12 protein-coding genes are annotated in these 16,807 nt (G+C 73.2%); 10 read left to right on the top strand and 2 right to left on the bottom strand.

Annotated features, from left to right (window positions below; translation table 11 throughout):
• The first annotated feature begins 39 nt into the window (after positions 1-39).
• The 4 genes from ACZ3IL_RS08130 (at position 40) to ACZ3IL_RS08115 (ending at position 5,950) form a co-directional block, all read left to right on the top strand.
• Positions 40-1,428 (top strand): AAA family ATPase, encoded by a 1,389-nt coding sequence (locus ACZ3IL_RS08130; protein WP_467387789.1) that lies wholly within the window; start codon positions 40-42, stop codon positions 1,426-1,428.
• Positions 1,425-2,174, top strand: a complete 750-nt coding sequence (locus ACZ3IL_RS08125; protein ID WP_467387787.1) for an HNH endonuclease — start codon at positions 1,425-1,427, stop codon at positions 2,172-2,174. The genes ACZ3IL_RS08130 and ACZ3IL_RS08125 overlap by 4 nt, the downstream gene beginning before the upstream one ends.
• Positions 2,175-2,255: 81 nt before the next feature.
• Positions 2,256-4,481 carry an SF1B family DNA helicase RecD2 gene (gene recD2 / locus ACZ3IL_RS08120; protein ID WP_467387785.1) on the top strand — a complete coding sequence of 742 codons (2,226 nt, stop codon included), beginning with the start codon at positions 2,256-2,258 and terminating at the stop codon, positions 4,479-4,481.
• Between the two features lie 179 nt (positions 4,482-4,660).
• The gene (locus tag ACZ3IL_RS08115; RefSeq protein WP_388692963.1) at positions 4,661-5,950 is read left to right on the top strand and encodes a citrate synthase; all 1,290 of its coding nucleotides are present in this window, start codon (positions 4,661-4,663) and stop codon (positions 5,948-5,950) included.
• A gap of 586 nt (positions 5,951-6,536) precedes the next feature.
• On the opposite strand, the gene ACZ3IL_RS08110 is transcribed toward ACZ3IL_RS08115, so the two are convergent.
• Together ACZ3IL_RS08110 and ACZ3IL_RS08105 are read right to left on the bottom strand one after the other, a co-directional pair.
• Complete coding sequence (locus ACZ3IL_RS08110; protein ID WP_467387783.1) at positions 6,537-6,761, bottom strand: heavy-metal-associated domain-containing protein; 225 nt, start codon at positions 6,759-6,761, stop codon at positions 6,537-6,539.
• Positions 6,762-6,920: 159 nt separating this feature from the next.
• Positions 6,921-7,118 (bottom strand): helix-turn-helix transcriptional regulator, encoded by a 198-nt coding sequence (locus ACZ3IL_RS08105; RefSeq protein WP_467387781.1) that lies wholly within the window; start codon positions 7,116-7,118, stop codon positions 6,921-6,923.
• A gap of 457 nt (positions 7,119-7,575) precedes the next feature.
• Here ACZ3IL_RS08105 and iolC point away from each other — a divergent pair, with 457 nt between their 5' ends.
• The 6 genes from iolC (at position 7,576) to ACZ3IL_RS08075 (ending at position 16,767) form a co-directional block, all read left to right on the top strand.
• A complete protein-coding gene (gene iolC / locus ACZ3IL_RS08100; protein WP_467388209.1) occupies positions 7,576-8,529 on the top strand; it encodes a 5-dehydro-2-deoxygluconokinase in 954 nt (317 codons plus the stop codon).
• An 11-nt stretch (positions 8,530-8,540) separates the two neighbouring features.
• The gene (gene iolB, locus ACZ3IL_RS08095) at positions 8,541-9,506 is read left to right on the top strand and encodes a 5-deoxy-glucuronate isomerase (RefSeq protein WP_467387779.1); all 966 of its coding nucleotides are present in this window, start codon (positions 8,541-8,543) and stop codon (positions 9,504-9,506) included.
• Complete coding sequence (iolD, locus tag ACZ3IL_RS08090; protein ID WP_467387777.1) at positions 9,503-11,356, top strand: 3D-(3,5/4)-trihydroxycyclohexane-1,2-dione acylhydrolase (decyclizing); 1,854 nt, start codon at positions 9,503-9,505, stop codon at positions 11,354-11,356. The genes iolB and iolD overlap by 4 nt, the downstream gene beginning before the upstream one ends.
• Before the next feature lie 14 nt (positions 11,357-11,370).
• Complete coding sequence (mmsA, locus tag ACZ3IL_RS08085; protein WP_467387775.1) at positions 11,371-12,873, top strand: CoA-acylating methylmalonate-semialdehyde dehydrogenase; 1,503 nt, start codon at positions 11,371-11,373, stop codon at positions 12,871-12,873.
• 181 nt (positions 12,874-13,054) lie between these two features.
• Positions 13,055-15,874, top strand: a complete 2,820-nt coding sequence (locus tag ACZ3IL_RS08080; RefSeq protein ID WP_467387773.1) for an alpha/beta fold hydrolase — start codon at positions 13,055-13,057, stop codon at positions 15,872-15,874.
• Positions 15,871-16,767 carry an ABC transporter permease gene (locus tag ACZ3IL_RS08075; protein ID WP_467387771.1) on the top strand — a complete coding sequence of 299 codons (897 nt, stop codon included), beginning with the start codon at positions 15,871-15,873 and terminating at the stop codon, positions 16,765-16,767. The genes ACZ3IL_RS08080 and ACZ3IL_RS08075 overlap by 4 nt, the downstream gene beginning before the upstream one ends.
• Positions 16,768-16,807 lie beyond the last annotated feature (40 nt).

Here is a 16,807-nt window from a genome sequence, read left to right as displayed (position 1 = left end):
GTTCCGCCCCCAGGACCGAGCGAACGGACAGCGACTCCCATGTACGTCAGCAGGATCCACGTCGAGAACGTCAAGTCGTTCCACGGTCCCCGCACGGTCGATCTGTCGCTGACCCGGCCCGACGGCGGTCATGCCGGCTGGACGGTGCTCGCAGGCCGTAACGGATCGGGCAAGACGACGCTGCTGCGTGCGCTGGCGCTGGCGCTGAGCGGACCGGTGGCGGCGCGCGGACTCGTCCAGAGCTTCGAGAACTGGATCGCACGGGGAGCGGAGGTCGGCCGGGCCGAGGTCGGCATCGTGAGGGACAGGAACTTCGACAGGTTCGGCGCCGGGGGAAGGACCGTGGACGAGTTCTGGGCCGGACTCAAGTGGACCGCGCCGGACGAGGCGAGCGGCAGCCGCCGGGGCGCGCAGCCCGCGCTGGAGGAGGTCCGGTACCCGAGGGGACGGGCGACCAGCGCCACCCCGGCCCGGCGCGGCCCGTGGGCCGACAACCCGGCGGGTTGGTTCTGTGCCGCGTACGGGCCGTTCCGGCGCATGGCGGGCGGCTCCGGAGACGTGCAGCGGCTGATGCTGGCCGCCGGCCCGGTCGCCCGTCAGGCCAGTCTCTTCCACGAGGATGCCTCCCTCGCGGAGGGCGTCGCCTGGCTGATCGAGCAGCACCTGCGCGCGCTGGAGGGCAAGGAGGGCGCTGCGGCGCTGAAGAAGGCGGCCCTGTCCGTTCTGGGCGACGGGCTCCTGCCGGACGGATACCGCGTGGACGACGTGGACTCCGAGGGACTCTGGGTCACCCGTGACGGACACCGCTTCCCCCTGCGGGAGATGAGCGACGGCTTCCGTACGGTCGCCTCCCTCGTCGTGGACCTGCTCAAGCAGATCCACGACGCGTTCGGTGACGCGGCGTTCCCCGGAGACGGGGAGGGCCTCCGGGCGATCCGCGTGCCCGGAGTGGTGATCATCGACGAAATCGACGCCCACCTCCACATCACCTGGCAGCGTCGTATCGGGCCGTGGCTGACCTCGCGCTTCCCTCTGATCCAGTTCGTCGTCACCACCCACAGCCCGTACATCTGCCAGGCGGCCGATCCCGGAGGCCTGATCCGCCTTCCCGGAGTGGACGAGGAGGCCGCGCCGGAAGTGGTGACACAGGACCTGTACGAGCGCGTGGTCTTCGGCAGCGGGGACGACGCGGTCCTCTCCGAGCTGTTCGGCCTGGACACTCCCTACTCCGCACGGGCCGAGCGGCTCCGCGCGGAGTTCGTGGACCTGGAAGCGAGCGTCTACGACGGCGACGCGTCAGCGGAGACGCTCTCCCGCTACAAGGAGCTGAAGAGCCGGCTCACCAGTTCGCCCACGGCCCGTCTCGACGAGATGTCCGCCCGTCTCCGGCGCCTCTCCAGCGAGATCGCCGAGGGCGAGGCGGAATGATCCGGCTCCGGCGTGTCGCGCTGCCGCCGGGGACGGCGGCGCGGCTGGAGGAATACACCGGGGAGATCGCGCGGGAGACCACGGAGAAGGCCCGGAAGAACAGGGCCAAGGACCTCTGGGGCGCCCGGCGGAGCGTACGCCCCGCGCTCCTCGCCGCACTCGCGGAGATGGCGCCCGGTCACGAGCGGTGCATGTACTGCGGTGACAGCCAGGGCACGGACATCGACCACTTCGACCCGAAGAGTCGCACCCCTCTCCGGACCTTCGACTGGCTCAACCACCTGCTCGCCTGTTCGTACTGCAACAGCAACCGGAAGCGGAGCCTGTTCCCGACCGACGGTGACGGCGCTCCGCTCCTGGTCGACCCGACCCTGTGGGACCCGCTGGACCACCTGCGCCTGGTGCTCCCCCTCGGGGAGTACCGGGCGAGGACGCCGCAGGGCCGGGCGTGCATCGACGTGTTCGGCCTGAACAGCAGGCCGGTCCTGGTCAAAGGGCGTGTGGACGCCTACGCGACGGCCCGGCATTCCCTGGAACTGTGGCGCATCGCCACGGACAGGGGACAGCACGACAAAGCGGGGGAGATCGTCCGGGTCTCCTGGAACCGTCCCCTCGTCGACGTACTCGTCGCGATGTTCCACCAGTCCGAGCACCCCGCGGCGGCGGCGCTCTTCGCCGGCGAGGAGGATGTCCTGGCCCTCCTGGAGGACCCGGAGCTCCGGAGGGGCTTCCTGCGGGAGGAGTGAATCCGCCCGCGCCCCGGCGGGCCCCCGCCCGGCCTCCCCGCCGGCGCCCGCGTTGTCCGTCCCCTTCGCTACGGTCGGTGCATGTCCAACGAAGGCCGCGGTCCGGCAGTGGTCGAAGGGGTCCTGGAGCGGATCACCTACGCCAACGAGGAGACGGGGTACACGGTCGCCCGGGTCGACACCGGGCGCGGTGCCGGGGACCTCCTCACGGTCGTCGGCGCGCTGCTCGGCGCCCAGCCGGGGGAGTCGCTGCGGCTGGAGGGCCGCTGGGGGTCCCATCCGCAGTACGGGAAGCAGTTCACCGTCGAGAACTACACGACCGTCCTGCCCGCCACGATCCAGGGCATCCGCCGCTACCTCGGCTCCGGCCTGGTCAAGGGCATCGGTCCCGTCTTCGCCGACCGGATCACCCGGCACTTCGGGCTCGACACCCTCGACGTCCTCGAACGGGACCCCGGCCGCCTGATCGAGGTCCCGGGGCTCGGCCCCAAGCGCACCAGGAACATCACCGCCGCCTGGGAGGAGCAGAAGGCGATCAAGGAGGTGATGGTCTTCCTCCAGGAGGTCGGCGTCTCCACCTCCATCGCGGTGCGGATCTACAAGCAGTACGGGGACGCCTCGATCTCCGTCGTGAAGAACCAGCCGTACCGGCTCGCCGCCGACGTGTGGGGCATCGGCTTCCTCACGGCCGACCGGATCGCGCAGTCCGTCGGCATCCCGCACGACAGCCCCGACCGGGTGAAGGCCGGCCTCCAGTACGCCCTGTCGCAGTCCAGTGACCAGGGGCACTGCTTCCTGCCCGAGGAGCGGCTGATCTCGGAGGCCGTGAAGCTCCTCCAGGTGGACACCGGGCTCGTCATCGAGTGCCTGGGCGAGCTGGCCGAGGACCCCGAGGGGGTCGTGCGCGAGACGGTGCCGGGGCCGGAGGGGACGCCCGTCATCGCCGTGTACCTGATCCCGTTCCACCGGGCCGAGCTGTCCCTCGCCGGGCAGCTCCGGCGGCTGCTGCGGGCCGAGGAGGACCGGATGCCCGCCTTCCGGGACGTGCCCTGGGACAAGGCCCTGGCCTGGCTCGCCACCCGCACCGGGGCGTCGCTCGCGCCCGAGCAGGAGGAGGCCGTGAAGCTCGCCCTCACCCGCAAGGTCGCCGTGCTCACCGGCGGCCCCGGCTGCGGCAAGTCCTTCACGGTCCGCTCCATCGTGGAGCTGGCCCGCGCGAAGAAGGCCACGGTGGTGCTCGCCGCGCCCACCGGCCGGGCCGCCAAGCGGCTCGCGGAGCTGACCGGCGCCGAGGCGTCCACCGTCCACCGGCTCCTGGAGCTCAAGCCCGGCGGGGACGCGGCCTACGACCGGGACCGGCCCCTGGACGCGGACCTGGTCGTCGTGGACGAGGCCTCCATGCTCGACCTGCTCCTGGCGAACAAGCTGGTCAAGGCGGTGGCCCCGGGCGCCCACCTGCTGCTCGTGGGGGACGTGGACCAGCTCCCCTCGGTCGGCGCGGGCGAGGTCCTCGGTGACCTCCTCGCCCCCGGCAGCCCGGTGCCGGCGGTCCGGCTGACCCGGATCTTCCGGCAGGCCCAGCAGTCCGGCGTGGTCACCAACGCGCACCGGATCAACGCCGGGACGCCCCCGCGCACCGACGGCCTGCCCGACTTCTTCCTCTTCGCCGAGGAGGAGACCGAGGACGCGGCCCGGGTCGCCGTGGAGGTCGCGGCCCGCCGCATCCCGGCCAGGTTCGGTCTCGACCCGCGCCGGGACGTGCAGGTCCTCGCCCCCATGCACCGGGGCCCGGCGGGCGCGGGCGCGCTCAACGGCCTCCTCCAGCAGGCCATCACCCCGGCCCGTCCCGACCTCCCGGAGAAGCGGTTCGGCGGCCGTGTCTTCCGCGTCGGCGACAAGGTCACCCAGATCCGCAACAACTACGACAAGGGGGCCAACGGCGTCTTCAACGGCACGGTCGGCGTCGTCACCGCCCTGGACACGGTCGAGCAGCGCCTGACCGTGCGGACGGACGAGGACGAGGAGGTGCCGTACGACTTCGACGAGCTGGACGAACTGGCCCACGCGTACGCGGTGACCATCCACCGTTCGCAGGGCAGCGAGTACCCGGCGGTGGTGATCCCCGTCACCATGAGCGCCTGGATGATGCTGCAGCGGAACCTGCTCTACACGGCCGTCACCCGGGCCCGGAAGCTGGTCGTCCTGGTCGGGTCCCGGCGGGCGATCGCCCAGGCGGTGCGCACGGTCTCGGCGGGCCGCCGCTTTACCGCACTCGCCCACCGGCTCGCGGGACCCGCTCTCGTGTGAAAGATCACGGAGGGGTACCGGAACCGGGGCGAACGGGGCAGGATATGAAGGTTGGCGGCACTGAGTGCCGCCGATTGGCCCAATGGTCGACCCCGAGTGCACTCTCCTGAGCCAAATGGGGGATGGTAGAGACAGTCAGGGCACCTCGAAGAAGAGGCACTACGTCGGTGAGGGATGACGTGAGCGACAACTCTGTAGTACTGCGGTACGCGGACGGTGAATACACCTACCCGGTGGTCGAGAGCACCGTCGGCGACAAGGGCTTCGACATCGGAAAACTCCGGGCCCAGACCGGGCTGGTCACCCTCGACAGCGGATACGGCAACACCGCCGCCTACAAATCCGCGATCACCTACCTCGACGGTGAGCAGGGCATCCTGCGGTACCGCGGCTACCCCATCGAGCAGCTGGCCGAGCGCTCCACCTTCCTCGAGGTGGCGTACCTGCTGATCAACGGTGAGCTGCCCAAGGTCGACGAGCTCGCGACCTTCAAGAACGAGATCACGCAGCACACGCTGGTCCACGAGGACGTCAAGAACTTCTTCCGCGGCTTCCCGCGGGACGCCCACCCGATGGCGATGCTGTCGTCGGTGGTCTCCGCGCTGTCCACCTTCTACCAGGACAGCCACAACCCGTTCGACGAGGAGCAGCGTCACCTCTCCACGATCCGGCTGCTGGCCAAGCTGCCGACGATCGCGGCGTACGCGTACAAGAAGTCGATCGGCCACCCGTTCGTCTACCCGCGCAACGACCTCGGGTACGTCGAGAACTTCCTGCGCATGACCTTCTCGGTCCCGGCGCAGGAGTACGAGCTCGACCCGGTCGTCGTCTCGGCGCTCGACAAGCTCCTCATCCTGCACGCGGACCACGAGCAGAACTGTTCGACCTCCACCGTGCGCCTGGTCGGCTCCTCGCAGGCGAACATGTTCGCCTCGATCTCCGCCGGCATCTCGGCCCTCTGGGGCCCCCTGCACGGCGGCGCCAACCAGTCGGTCCTGGAGATGCTGGAAGGCATCAAGGCCAACGGCGGCGACGTCGACTCCTTCATCCGCAAGGTGAAGAACAAGGAGGACGGCGTCCGCCTGATGGGCTTCGGCCACCGGGTGTACAAGTCCTTCGACCCGCGCGCCAAGATCATCAAGGCGGCGGCGCACGACGTCCTCTCGGCGCTCGGCAAGTCCGACGAGCTGCTCGACATCGCGCTCAAGCTGGAGGAGCACGCGCTCTCCGACGAGTACTTCGTGTCGCGCAACCTCTACCCGAACGTGGACTTCTACACGGGTCTGATCTACCGCGCCATGGGCTTCCCGACCGAGATGTTCACCGTGCTCTTCGCGCTCGGCCGCCTTCCCGGCTGGATCGCCCAGTGGCACGAGATGATCAAGGAGCCGGGTTCCCGCATCGGCCGCCCGCGCCAGATCTACACGGGCGAGGTTCTGCGCGACTTCGTGCCGGTCGAGGGCCGCTAGTCCGGCAGTCCGGCCGGCTCGCGGAAGCGAAAGAGAAAGCGCCCCGCCGCCGATCCCCCCACGGGTCGGCGAGCGGGGCGCTTTCCATATCCCCGGTGCGGATTCCCCCCACGGGATCCGGGCCGGGTGTCTGCCGGCGTCGGCCGGAGGCCACGCGGTCGGGCGCGACGCGGTCTGCCGGGGTACGTACGTACGGGAGGGCCGCTCAAAGCTCCCCGGTGCACGTGCCCCGGCCAACGCTTGCCTGGAACGTCCCCCAAGACATCCCACGAACGTCCCCCAAGACGTTCTTCGGCGTCGTCCACTTAGACCCACGAACAGCCCAGATGGTTACCCCACAATATCTGTGATCTAGATCTCGGTGTGAAGGTTCTGTGCGTCACACCCGGATGAATTCACGGGGAACACCGCTGTCGCGGACCGTCGAACGCGACGAACAGGGGCGAAAGGTCCATCGCGAACGCCGCGGGTTCCGCGATCGCCGGATCGGCCGGTCGGCCGCCGCGGACGCCGTGGGCGGTCCCCGACGGGAGCAGGGCCGTACCGGAAAGCGGTACGGCCCTGCCCGGCGTCGGCGTCCGGACGGTCAGACCAGCTCGTAGCCGGCCTCGTCCACGGCGGCGCGCACGGCCTCGCGGTCGAGCGGCGCCCCGGAGACGACGGTGACCTCGCCGGTCGTGGCGGCGGCGGTGACGGAGGTGACGCCGGGGAGGGCGGAGATCTCGGCGGAGACGGCGCCCTCGCAGTGCCCGCAGGTCATGCCCTTGACCCGGTAGACGGTGGTGAGTTCGTTCTTCGTCTCTGCGGTCATGGCGTTGCTCCTTCTGGGATTCGGGGCCGTACGACGCCAGGTTATACCCCTAGGGGGTATGAATTCCAGTCGGGACGGCCCCTGCCGCGCGACGTGTCCCCCCGGCAGGGGTGCCGGGCCCCGGAGGAGGTGCGGGGCCCGGCACCGGGCGGGACGGGGTCAGTCGCGCCGGGCCCGGTTGCCCGGCCGGTTCGCGACCCAGGCGCGGATCGTGCCCGCGTACCAGAAGGGCTTGCCCGACTCGACGTGGTCGGGCGGCGGCAGCAGCCCGTGCTTCCGGTAGGAGCGGACCGTGTCCGGCCGCACCTGGATGTGCGCCGCGATGTCCTTGTACGACCAGAGTCTTCTGTCCGTCATGCCTGGAGCCTCCCTGCCCACCGCGCGGCGGCGGCGGGGTGCCGTTCGGGGGCGCCGCGCGGGGACGTCGGTGATCACAGGGCCTGTGCCCCCCGCGGCCGGCCCTTCAGACCGGAGGGGAGCGGCTGTCGAGCACCCGTGACGGAAGACCCGCGTAACGGAGACATCGGTGACGGAAGGGCGAAGAACGTGACGGAAGCGGAGCAGTGCGACTTCGGCGTGTCCGCGCGTTCCGTCGCGGTCCGGCAGGGTATGCGCCGACCGGAACGGCACGCGCCGGCCGGGGCGCCCCGCGTGCGCCGGGGGAGCGGAGGGGGCGCCGGGCGTGGCGCGAGCGGTCCGGTCGTCCGGATGTCCGAACATATCGTTGACACGCCTCCCGGGGGACGGCTAGACCTGGGGCGGGCCCGAGGGCGGAAGGTGACGCGTGGAGACCGAACCGTACGACCTGATCACCATGGGACGCCTCGGCGTGGACCTGTACCCGCTCCAGACCGGCGTCGGTCTCGACCGGGTCGAGACCTTCGGCAAGTTCCTCGGCGGCTCCCCGGCCAACGTCGCCGTCGCCGCCGCCCGCCTCGGCCTCCGCACCGCGCTCGTCTCCCGCACCGGCGCCGACCCCTTCGGCACCTTCCTGCGCCGGGAGCTCAGGGGCTTCGGCGTGGACGACCGCTGGGTGACCGAGGTCGCCCCCTACCCCACCCCCCTCACCTTCTGCGAGGTCTTCCCGCCCGACGACTTCCCCCTCCACTTCTACCGGCTGCCCAAGGCCCCCGACCTGGAGATCCACCCGCACGAACTGGACCTCGGCGCGATCGGGGCCGCCCGGGTCTTCTGGGCCACCGGCACCGGCCTGTGCGCCGAACCGAGCCGCACCGCGACCCTGGAGGCCCTGCGGGCCAGGTCCGGCCGGGGGACGACCGTCCTCGACCTGGACTGGCGGCCGGCGTTCTGGGCGGACCCGGCGGAGGCCCGCCCGTACTACGCCGAGGCCCTGCGCCACGCCACCGTCGCCGTCGGCAACCTCGACGAGTGCGAGGTCGCGACGGGGGAGCGTGACCCGGAGGCCGCCGCCCGCGCCCTGCTCGCCTCTCCCGGCGGCACCGTCCGGCTGGCCGTCGTCAAGCAGGGGCCGAAGGGCGTCCTCGGGCTCGCCGCCGACGGGACCCGCGCCGAGGTGCCGCCGCTGCCGGTGGAGGTCGTCAACGGCCTGGGGGCGGGCGACGCGTTCGGCGGGGCGCTCGTCCACGGCCTCCTCGCCGGCCCGGACCTCGCGGAGACCCTGCGCCGCGCCAACGCCGCCGGGGCGATCGTCGCGGGCCGGCTCGCCTGCTCCTCCGCGATGCCGGACCCGTCCGAGATCGACGGGGCCCTGGCCCGGGGCACGGGCACGACCCCGGAGAGGGGGTAGGGATGTCCGGCATGAGCCCGCACCCCGAAGACCCCGCGCACCCCGAAGACCCGGCGCGCCCCGAAGACCCGGCGCGCCCCGAAGACCCGGCGCGCCCCGAAGACCCGGCGCACCCCGTGGACGCCGGACGCCCCTCCGCCCCCGGACGCCCCTCCGCCCCCGGTCGGTCCGGCTCCCTCCACCTGCCCGCCGGGGCCGCCGCGCGCGGCCCCTACGCGGTGGACATCGACCCCGGGCGGGCCGGATGGGCGTACTCCGCGCTCCGCGTCCTCGTCCTCGGGCCGGGGGAGAGCCATTCCTTCGCGAGCGGGGATTCCGAATGGGCCGTGCTTCCCCTCGCCGGTGCCTGTAGCGTGCGCGTCGACGGCGAGACCTTCGAACTCCGGGGCCGCGCGGGCGTGTTCGCCGGGGCGAGCGACTTCGCCTACGTGCCGCGCGACGCCCACGCCCAGATCGCCTCCGGCGCGGGAGGCCGCTTCGCTTTGGCAGGAGCGAAGTGCGAGCGACGACTCCCCGCCCGCTACGGCCCCGCGCCGGAGGTTCCCGTCGAGACCCGGGGCAGCGGCAACCGCGCCCGCGAAGTGCGGAACTTCGCCTCCGCGGACGCCTTCGCCTGCGACCGGCTCATCGCCGTGGAGGTCGTCACCCCCGGCGGCAACTGGTCCTCCTACCCGCCGCACAAGCACGACGAGCGCCTTCCCGGCGCCGAGTCGGTCCTGGAGGAGATCTACTACTACGAGGTCGCCGGCCCGCACGGCCTCGCCTACCAGCGGATCTCGCCCTCCCGGCCCGGCGGCGCGGACCTGCTCGCCGAGGTCCGCGACGGCGACGCGGTCCTCGTTCCCGACGGCTGGCACGGCCCTTCGATCGCCCAGCCGGGCCACGACCTCTACTACCTCAACGTCATGGCGGGCCCCGGGCCCGAACGGGAGTGGAAGATCCGCTTCCACCCGGAGCATCCGGAGGGATACGCATGAGACTGACCGTCGCCCAGGCCCTCGTCCGCTTCCTCGCCGCCCAGTACACGGAGCGCGACGGCGAACGGCACCGCCTGATCGCCGCCACCTGGGGCGTCTTCGGCCACGGCAACGTGGCCGGGATCGGCCAGGCCCTGGTCGAGAACTCCCCGCGCATGCCCTTCCACCAGGGCCGCAACGAACAGGCCATGGTGCACGCCGCCGTCGGCTACGCCCGCCAGTCCGACCGGCTCTCCACACACGCCGTCACCACCTCCATCGGCCCCGGCGCCACCAACCTCGTCACCGGCGCCGCCCTCGCCACCGTCAACCACCTGCCGGTCCTGCTCCTCCCCGGCGACACCTTCGCCGCCCGCCCCGCCGACCCCGTCCTCCAGCAGCTGCAACTCCCCCACGCGGGAGACGTGTCGGTCAACGACTGCCTGCGCCCCGTCTCGGTGTACTTCGACCGGATCACCCGCCCCGAGGCCCTGGTCCCGGCCGCGCTCGAAGCCGTACGGGTCCTGGCCGACCCCGCCGCGACCGGCGCCGTGACCCTCGCCCTGCCCCAGGACGTCCAGGCGGAGGCGTACGACTGGCCCGAGGAGTTCTTCGCCGACCGGACCTGGCACGTCCGCCGCCCCCGTCCCGACGCGGCCGAACTCGACGCCGCCGCACGGGCGGTGAGGTCGAGCGTCCGCCCGGTCGTCGTCGCGGGCGGCGGAGTCCGGTTCAGCGGCGCCGAGGACGCCCTGCGCGTCTTCGCCGAAAGGACCGGCATCCCCGTCGTCACCACCCAGGCCGGCAAGGGCGTCCTGCCGTACGACCACCCCTGCGAGGCCGGCGGCGTCGGCCACACCGGCAGCTCCACCGGCAACGCCCTGGCCCGCACCGCGGACCTGGTCATCGGCGTCGGCACCCGCTACACCGACTTCACCACCGCCTCCGGCACCCTCTTCCCGGCGGGCACCCGCTTCCTCAACCTCAACATCACCGCCTTCGACGCCCACAAGCAGAACGCCCTGCCGCTCGTCGCCGACGCCCGCGAGGGCCTGACCGCCCTCACCGGCGCGCTCGGCGACCACCGGCAGGACATGTCGCAGTGGATCTTCTCCAAGGAACACTGGCAGGAGTGCGTCGACGCCGCCTACGCCGTCCCCGACGAGGACGCCCGCCCCACCCAGACCCAGGTCCTCGGCGTGCTCGACGCCCTGGTGGACGGGACCGACATCCTGGTCAACGCCGCCGGATCGCTCCCCGGCGACCTCCACAGACTGTGGCGGACCCGCTCCCGGGACCAGTACCACGTCGAGTACGGCTACTCCTGCATGGGATACGAGATCCCCGCCGCGATCGGCGTCCTCCTCGCCGCCCCCGGCCGGCCCGTCTGGGCGCTCGTCGGCGACGGGACGTACCTGATGAACCCCACCGAGATCGTCACCGCCGTGCAGGAACGCCTCCCGCTGAGGCTGATCGTCCTCCAGAACCACGGCTACGCCTCGATCGGCGGCCTCTCGGAGGCGGTCGGCGCCGAACGGTACGGCACCGACTACCGCCACCGGGACGCGGACGGGGGCTTCACCGGACCGCCGCTCCCGGTCGACCTCGGCGCCAACGCCGCCTCCCTCGGCATGCGGGTGCTGCGCCCCCGCACCGTACGTGACCTGCGGCGGGCCCTCGCGGACGCGCGGGCCGCCACGACCCCCACATGTGTCTACGTCGAGACCGAAACGGCAGACACAGTGTCGGGCGCGCCCCCGGCCCAGGCGTGGTGGGATGTGCCCGTGGCCGAGACCTCGACCCGCCCGTCCGCGGTCAAGGCCCGGGAGGAGTACGACCGGCACGTCACCGCCCGGCACCGCCATCTCTGAAGGAGCATTTCGTCATGACGCACACCGTCGGCCACTGGATCGGTGGCAAGACCGTCGAGGGAACGTCGGGCAACTGGGGGCCGGTCACCGACCCGGCCACCGGTGCCGTGACCACCCGGGTCGCGCTCGCCTCCGTCGAGGAGGTCGACGCGGCGGTGGCCGCCGCCAAGGCCGCCTTCGCGACCTGGGGCACCTCCTCCCTCGCCCAGCGCACCACGATCCTCTTCAGGTTCCGCGCGCTGCTCGACGCCCACCGCGACGCCATCGCCGCGCTGATCGTCGCCGAGCACGGCAAGGTGCACTCGGACGCGCTCGGCGAGGTCGCCCGCGGCCTGGAGATCGTCGACCTGGCCTGCGGCATCACCACCCAGCTCAAGGGCGAGCTCTCCACGCAGGTGTCGAACCGCGTGGACGTGGCGTCGATCCGCCAGCCCGTCGGCGTCGTCGCCGGCATCACGCCCTTCAACTTCCCGGCCATGGTGCCGATGTGGATGTTCCCCATCGCCATCGCGACCGGCAACACCTTCGTCCTCAAGCCCAGCGAGAAGGACCCCTCCCCGTCGCTGAAGCTCGCGGAACTCCTCGCCGAGGCGGGCCTCCCGGACGGCGTCTTCAACGTCCTGCAGGGCGACAGGACGGCCGTGGACCGGCTCCTGGAGCACCCGGACGTCGCCGCCGTCTCCTTCGTCGGCTCGACCCCGATCGCCCGCCACATCCACACCACCGCCTCCGCCCGCGGCAAGCGCGTCCAGGCGCTCGGCGGCGCGAAGAACCACATGCTGGTCCTCCCGGACGCCGACCTCGACGCGGCGGCCGACGCGGCCGTCTCGGCGGCGTACGGCTCCGCCGGCGAGCGCTGCATGGCCATCTCGGCGGTCGTGGCGGTCGGTTCCGTCGGCGACGAACTGGTCGCGAAGATCCGCGAACGCGCCGAGAAGATCAAGATCGGCCCCGGCACCGACCCCACCTCCGAGATGGGCCCGCTCATCACGGCCGCCCACCGCGACAAGGTCGCCTCCTACGTCCGCGGCGCGGCCGACGAGGGCTGCGAGGTCGTCCTCGACGGCACCGGGTACACCGTCGAGGGCCACGAGGGCGGCCACTGGATCGGCCTGTCCCTCCTGGACCACGTGCCGGCCACGGCCACGGCCTACCGGGACGAGATCTTCGGCCCGGTGCTCTGCGTGCTGCGCGCCGAGACGTACGAGGAGGGCCTCGCCCTCATCAACGCCTCGCCGTTCGGCAACGGCACCGCGATCTTCACCCGCGACGGCGGTGCGGCACGCCGCTTCCAGCTGGAGGTCGAGGCCGGCATGGTCGGCGTCAACGTCCCGATCCCGGTCCCGGTGGGCTACCACTCCTTCGGCGGCTGGAAGGACTCGCTCTTCGGCGACCACCACGTCTACGGCAACGACGGCGTGCACTTCTACACCCGGGGCAAGGTCGTCACCACCCGCTGGCCCGACCCCTCCGAGGCCCCGGCCGGCGTCGACCTGGGCTTCCCGCGCAACCACTGACGGGACGCACGACGGCGGGCGGCGGCCCCGGGGCGCGGTGTGCCCCGGGGCCGCCGCCGCACCGCGACCGCGCGGGGGACGCGGGAAGGCGGGGGTTCCGGCGAGGCGCGGTGCGGCGGGGCGCCGTGCCGGGTCCCGGGCCCCGGCCGCGTTCCACCGGGCACCGCCTAGGCTCGGCGGCATGCGACTTCGACTTTCCCGGTGGGCCGCGGCCGGTGCCGCGCTCGCCGTCCTCGGGGGTGCCGGTACCTGGGCCGCCGTCGCCCCGGACGATCCACCGCCCGTGCACCGTGCCGACCGGGCGCTCGACGTCGACGGAGTACGGCTCGACACCTCCTACTTCACCGGGGGCGGCGACGGGCGGCGGCCCGCCGTCCTCCTCGGGCACGGCTTCGGCGGTTCCAAGGAGGACGTCCGCGCCCAGGCCGAGGGGCTGGCCCGGAACGGATACGCCGTACTCACCTGGTCCGCCCGGGGGTTCGGCGCCTCCACCGGCGAGATCGGACTCAACGACCCCGCGCACGAGGTCAGGGACGTCAGCCGGCTGATCGACTGGCTCGCCGCCCGCCCCGAAGTCCTGCTCGACGGGGCCGGCGACCCGCGCGTCGGCGTCACCGGCGCCTCCTACGGCGGCGCGATCTCCCTCCTCGCCGCCGGGCACGACCCGCGCGTGGACGCGATCGCCCCCCGGATCACGTACTGGAACCTCGCCGACGCCCTCTTCCCGGACGGCGTCTTCAAGAAGCTCTGGGCCGGGATCTTCTTCTCCTCCGGGAACGGGGCGGGGGCCGGAGCCGCCGGCCGGACCGGCACGGACCCCGGCACCGGCACGGACCCCGGCACCGGCACGGGCCCCGGCACCGGTGCCGACACCGGGCCCGGCCCGGGGGAGGCCCCGGCCTCCGGCGGCGGAAAGGCCCCCGGGGCCGGCACCGGCAGGGCTTCCGCCCCCGGAAAGCCCGCCGCCTGCGGGCGGTTCACCGCCGAGCTGTGCTCCCTCTACCAGCGCGTCGCCGTCTCCGGGAAACCCGACGCCGCCGCCCGCGCGCTCCTCGAAGCCCGCAGCCCCTCCGCCGTCGGCTCCCGCGTCAAGGTGCCCGCCCTCCTCGTCCAGGGACAGACCGACTCCCTCTTCACCCTGGCCCAGTCCGACGCCGCGGCCCGCGCCCTCACCGCCAACGGCGCCCCCGTCGCCGTCGACTGGATCGCCGGCGGCCACGACGGCGGCGACGGCGAGACCGCGCGCGTCGAACGGCGGATCGGCGCCTGGTTCGACCGCTGGCTGAAGCGGGACGCCTCCGTGGACACCGGGCCCGCCTTCCGCGTCAGCCGCACCGGCGGCGTCGACTCCACCGACGGCCGGGCCACCCTGCGCGCCGCGACCGCCGACCGCTACCCGGGACTCGTCTCCGCCCCCGTGCGCCTTCCCCTCGACGGGCCGCCGCAGACCTTCGCCAACCCGCCGGGCGGCGCGCCGCCCGCCGTCTCGGCCGTCCCCGGCCTGGGCGGCGGACTCTCCGGCCTCTCCTCCGTCGGCGTCGGCCTCTCCCTCGACCTCCCCGGCCAGCACGCCCGCTTCGACACGAAGCCGCGGACGGAACCGGTGCGGATCACGGGCACGCCGACCGTCCGCGTCAGGGTCGCCTCGACCGCCGGGGACGGTTCCGCCGTCCTCTTCGCGAAGGTGTACGACGTCGGACCCGACGGGCGGCAACAGGTGCTGCCCGCCCAGCTCGTCGCCCCCGTCCGCGTCGAGGACGCCGGCGCGGGCCGCGGGGTCGTCCTGACGCTGCCCGCGATCGACCACGAGGTGGAGGCCGGGCACCGGCTGCGGCTCGTCGTCGCCGCGACCGACCTCGGCTACGCCTCCCCGGCCGCCCCCGCCGCGTACACCGTCTCCGCCGAAGGGCCGCTGACCGTCCCCACCGCCCCCGGTCTCACCACCCGGGCCGCCGCCCTGCCGTGGTGGGTGTGGGGCCTCCCGCCGGCCGGCCTCGCGGTCGCCGCCGTCCTGCTGTTCACGGCCCGCCGCCGGACCACCGCGCCCGCGCCCGACCCGGAACTCGCCGCCGTACCGCTCCTGATCACCGGCCTGTCGAAGAAGTACAAGGGCGGAGAGCGGTACAGCGTCCAGGACCTCTCCTTCCGGGTCGAGCGGGGCCAGGTCCTCGGCCTCCTCGGCCCGAACGGCGCCGGAAAGACCACCACCCTGCGCATGCTGATGGGCCTCATCACCCCCGACGAGGGCGAGATCCGGGTCTTCGGCCAGGCGATCCGGCCCGGCGCCCCGGTCCTCTCCCGCGTCGGCGCCTTCGTCGAGGGCGCCGGCTTCCTGCCGCACCTGTCGGGCCGGGAGAACCTCGACCTGTACTGGAAGGCCACCGGCCGTCCCGCCGGGGACGCCCACGTGGACGAGGCCCTGCGGATCGCGAACCTGGGCGGCGCCCTGGACCGCGCCGTGCGGACCTACTCGCAGGGCATGCGGCAGCGCCTCGCCCTCGCCCAGGCCATGCTCGGCCTGCCGGACCTGCTGATCCTGGACGAACCGACCAACGGGCTCGACCCGCCGCAGATCCGGGAGATGCGGGAGGTGATGATCCGGTACGCGGCCGGGGGCCGCACCGTCATCGTCTCCAGCCACCTCCTGGCCGAGGTCGAGCAGTCCTGCACCCACCTCGTCGTCATGGACCGGGGGCGGCTGGTGCAGGCCGGGCCGGTCGCGGAGATCACCGGCTCCGGGGACACCCTCCTCGTGACCCTCGCCGGCGGCGGGCCGGACGGCGCCCGCGTCCCCGACGCCCTGGTCGAGAAGATCGGGGCCCTGCCCGGCGTCGGCTCGGCCGCCCGCACCGACGGCGGTCTCCTGGTCCGCCTCGACGGCGCCGACGCGACCGCCCTCATCACCGAACTCGTCCGGCTGGACGTGCCGGTGACCGGGGTCGGCCCGCACCGGCGCCTCGAAGACGCGTTCCTGACCCTGATCGGAGGAGGAGCCGCATGAGCAGCACCGTCCCCAGCACCCCGCCGCCCCGGAGCGCCGCCGGCGCGGCGGAGTCCGCCCCCGGCTACCGGCCCGGCCACACCCTGCCCCTGCGGGTCGAGGCCCTGCGCCAGTGGAAGCGCCGCCGCACCCTGGTGATGGGCGCGGTCCTGGCCGCCCTGCCCTTCGTCCTGATCGCGGCCTTCGCGATCGGCGGCGCGGGGGACGACGACCGCGACGGCCGCGTCACCCTGATGGACACGGCGACGGCCTCGGGCGCCAACTTCGCGGCCACCTGCCTCTTCGTCTCGGCGGGTTTCCTCCTCGTCATTCCCGTGGCGCTGTTCTGCGGCGACACCGTCGCCTCCGAGGCGAGCTGGTCCTCCCTGCGCTACCTCCTCGCCGCGCCCGTGCCCCGGTCCCGGCTGCTCGCCTCCAAACTGGCGGTCGCCCTCGGCTACAGCGCGGCCGCGATGGTCCTCCTCCCGCTGGTGGCCCTGATGGCGGGCACGGTCGCCTACGGCTGGGGGCCGCTCCGGCTGCCGACCGGAGGCGCGGTGCCGGCGGGTGACGCGCTGTTCAGGATCGCCGTCGCCGTCGCCTTCGTCTTCGCCTCCCAACTGGTCACCGCCGGGCTCGCCTTCTGGCTGTCCACCCGCACCGATGCCCCGCTCGGCGCGGTGGGCGGCGCCGTCGGCCTGACCGTCGTGGGCAACGTCCTGGACGCCGTCACCGCGCTCGGCGACTGGCGCGAGTTCCTGCCCGCGCACTGGCAGTTCGCCTGGATCGACGCGCTCCAGCCCCGGCTGGAGTGGGGCGGCATGGTGAAGGGGACGGCGGTCTCCCTGACGTACGCCCTGGTCCTCTTCGCCCTCGCCTTCCGGGGCTTCGCCCGCAAGGACATCGTGTCGTAGGGCACGGTGGGAAGGCCCGGGGACGCGGGGTCCCGATGGT

The sequence above is a fragment of the Streptomyces sp. NPDC014907 genome, assembly GCF_055562975.1.
The sequence above is the reverse complement of the archived record's forward strand: the minus strand, read 5'-3'. Positions and strand labels throughout refer to the sequence as shown.

What these genes read in the sequence shown, in the direction of transcription:
- ACZ3IL_RS08125 (WP_467387787.1), top strand. Translation starts at nt 1,425, where the DNA reads ATGATCCGGCTCCGGCGTGTCGCGCTGCCGCCGGGGACGGCGGCGCGG.
- mmsA (WP_467387775.1), top strand. Translation starts at nt 11,371, where the DNA reads ATGACGCACACCGTCGGCCACTGGATCGGTGGCAAGACCGTCGAGGGA.
- iolB (WP_467387779.1), top strand. Translation starts at nt 8,541, where the DNA reads ATGAGCCCGCACCCCGAAGACCCCGCGCACCCCGAAGACCCGGCGCGC.
- ACZ3IL_RS08075 (WP_467387771.1), top strand. Translation starts at nt 15,871, where the DNA reads ATGAGCAGCACCGTCCCCAGCACCCCGCCGCCCCGGAGCGCCGCCGGC.
- ACZ3IL_RS08080 (WP_467387773.1), top strand. Translation starts at nt 13,055, where the DNA reads ATGCGACTTCGACTTTCCCGGTGGGCCGCGGCCGGTGCCGCGCTCGCC.
- ACZ3IL_RS08110 (WP_467387783.1), bottom strand. Translation starts at nt 6,761, where the DNA reads ATGACCGCAGAGACGAAGAACGAACTCACCACCGTCTACCGGGTCAAG.
- ACZ3IL_RS08105 (WP_467387781.1), bottom strand. Translation starts at nt 7,118, where the DNA reads ATGACGGACAGAAGACTCTGGTCGTACAAGGACATCGCGGCGCACATC.
- recD2 (WP_467387785.1), top strand. Translation starts at nt 2,256, where the DNA reads ATGTCCAACGAAGGCCGCGGTCCGGCAGTGGTCGAAGGGGTCCTGGAG.
- iolC (WP_467388209.1), top strand. Translation starts at nt 7,576, where the DNA reads ATGGGACGCCTCGGCGTGGACCTGTACCCGCTCCAGACCGGCGTCGGT.
- ACZ3IL_RS08130 (WP_467387789.1), top strand. Translation starts at nt 40, where the DNA reads ATGTACGTCAGCAGGATCCACGTCGAGAACGTCAAGTCGTTCCACGGT.
- iolD (WP_467387777.1), top strand. Translation starts at nt 9,503, where the DNA reads ATGAGACTGACCGTCGCCCAGGCCCTCGTCCGCTTCCTCGCCGCCCAG.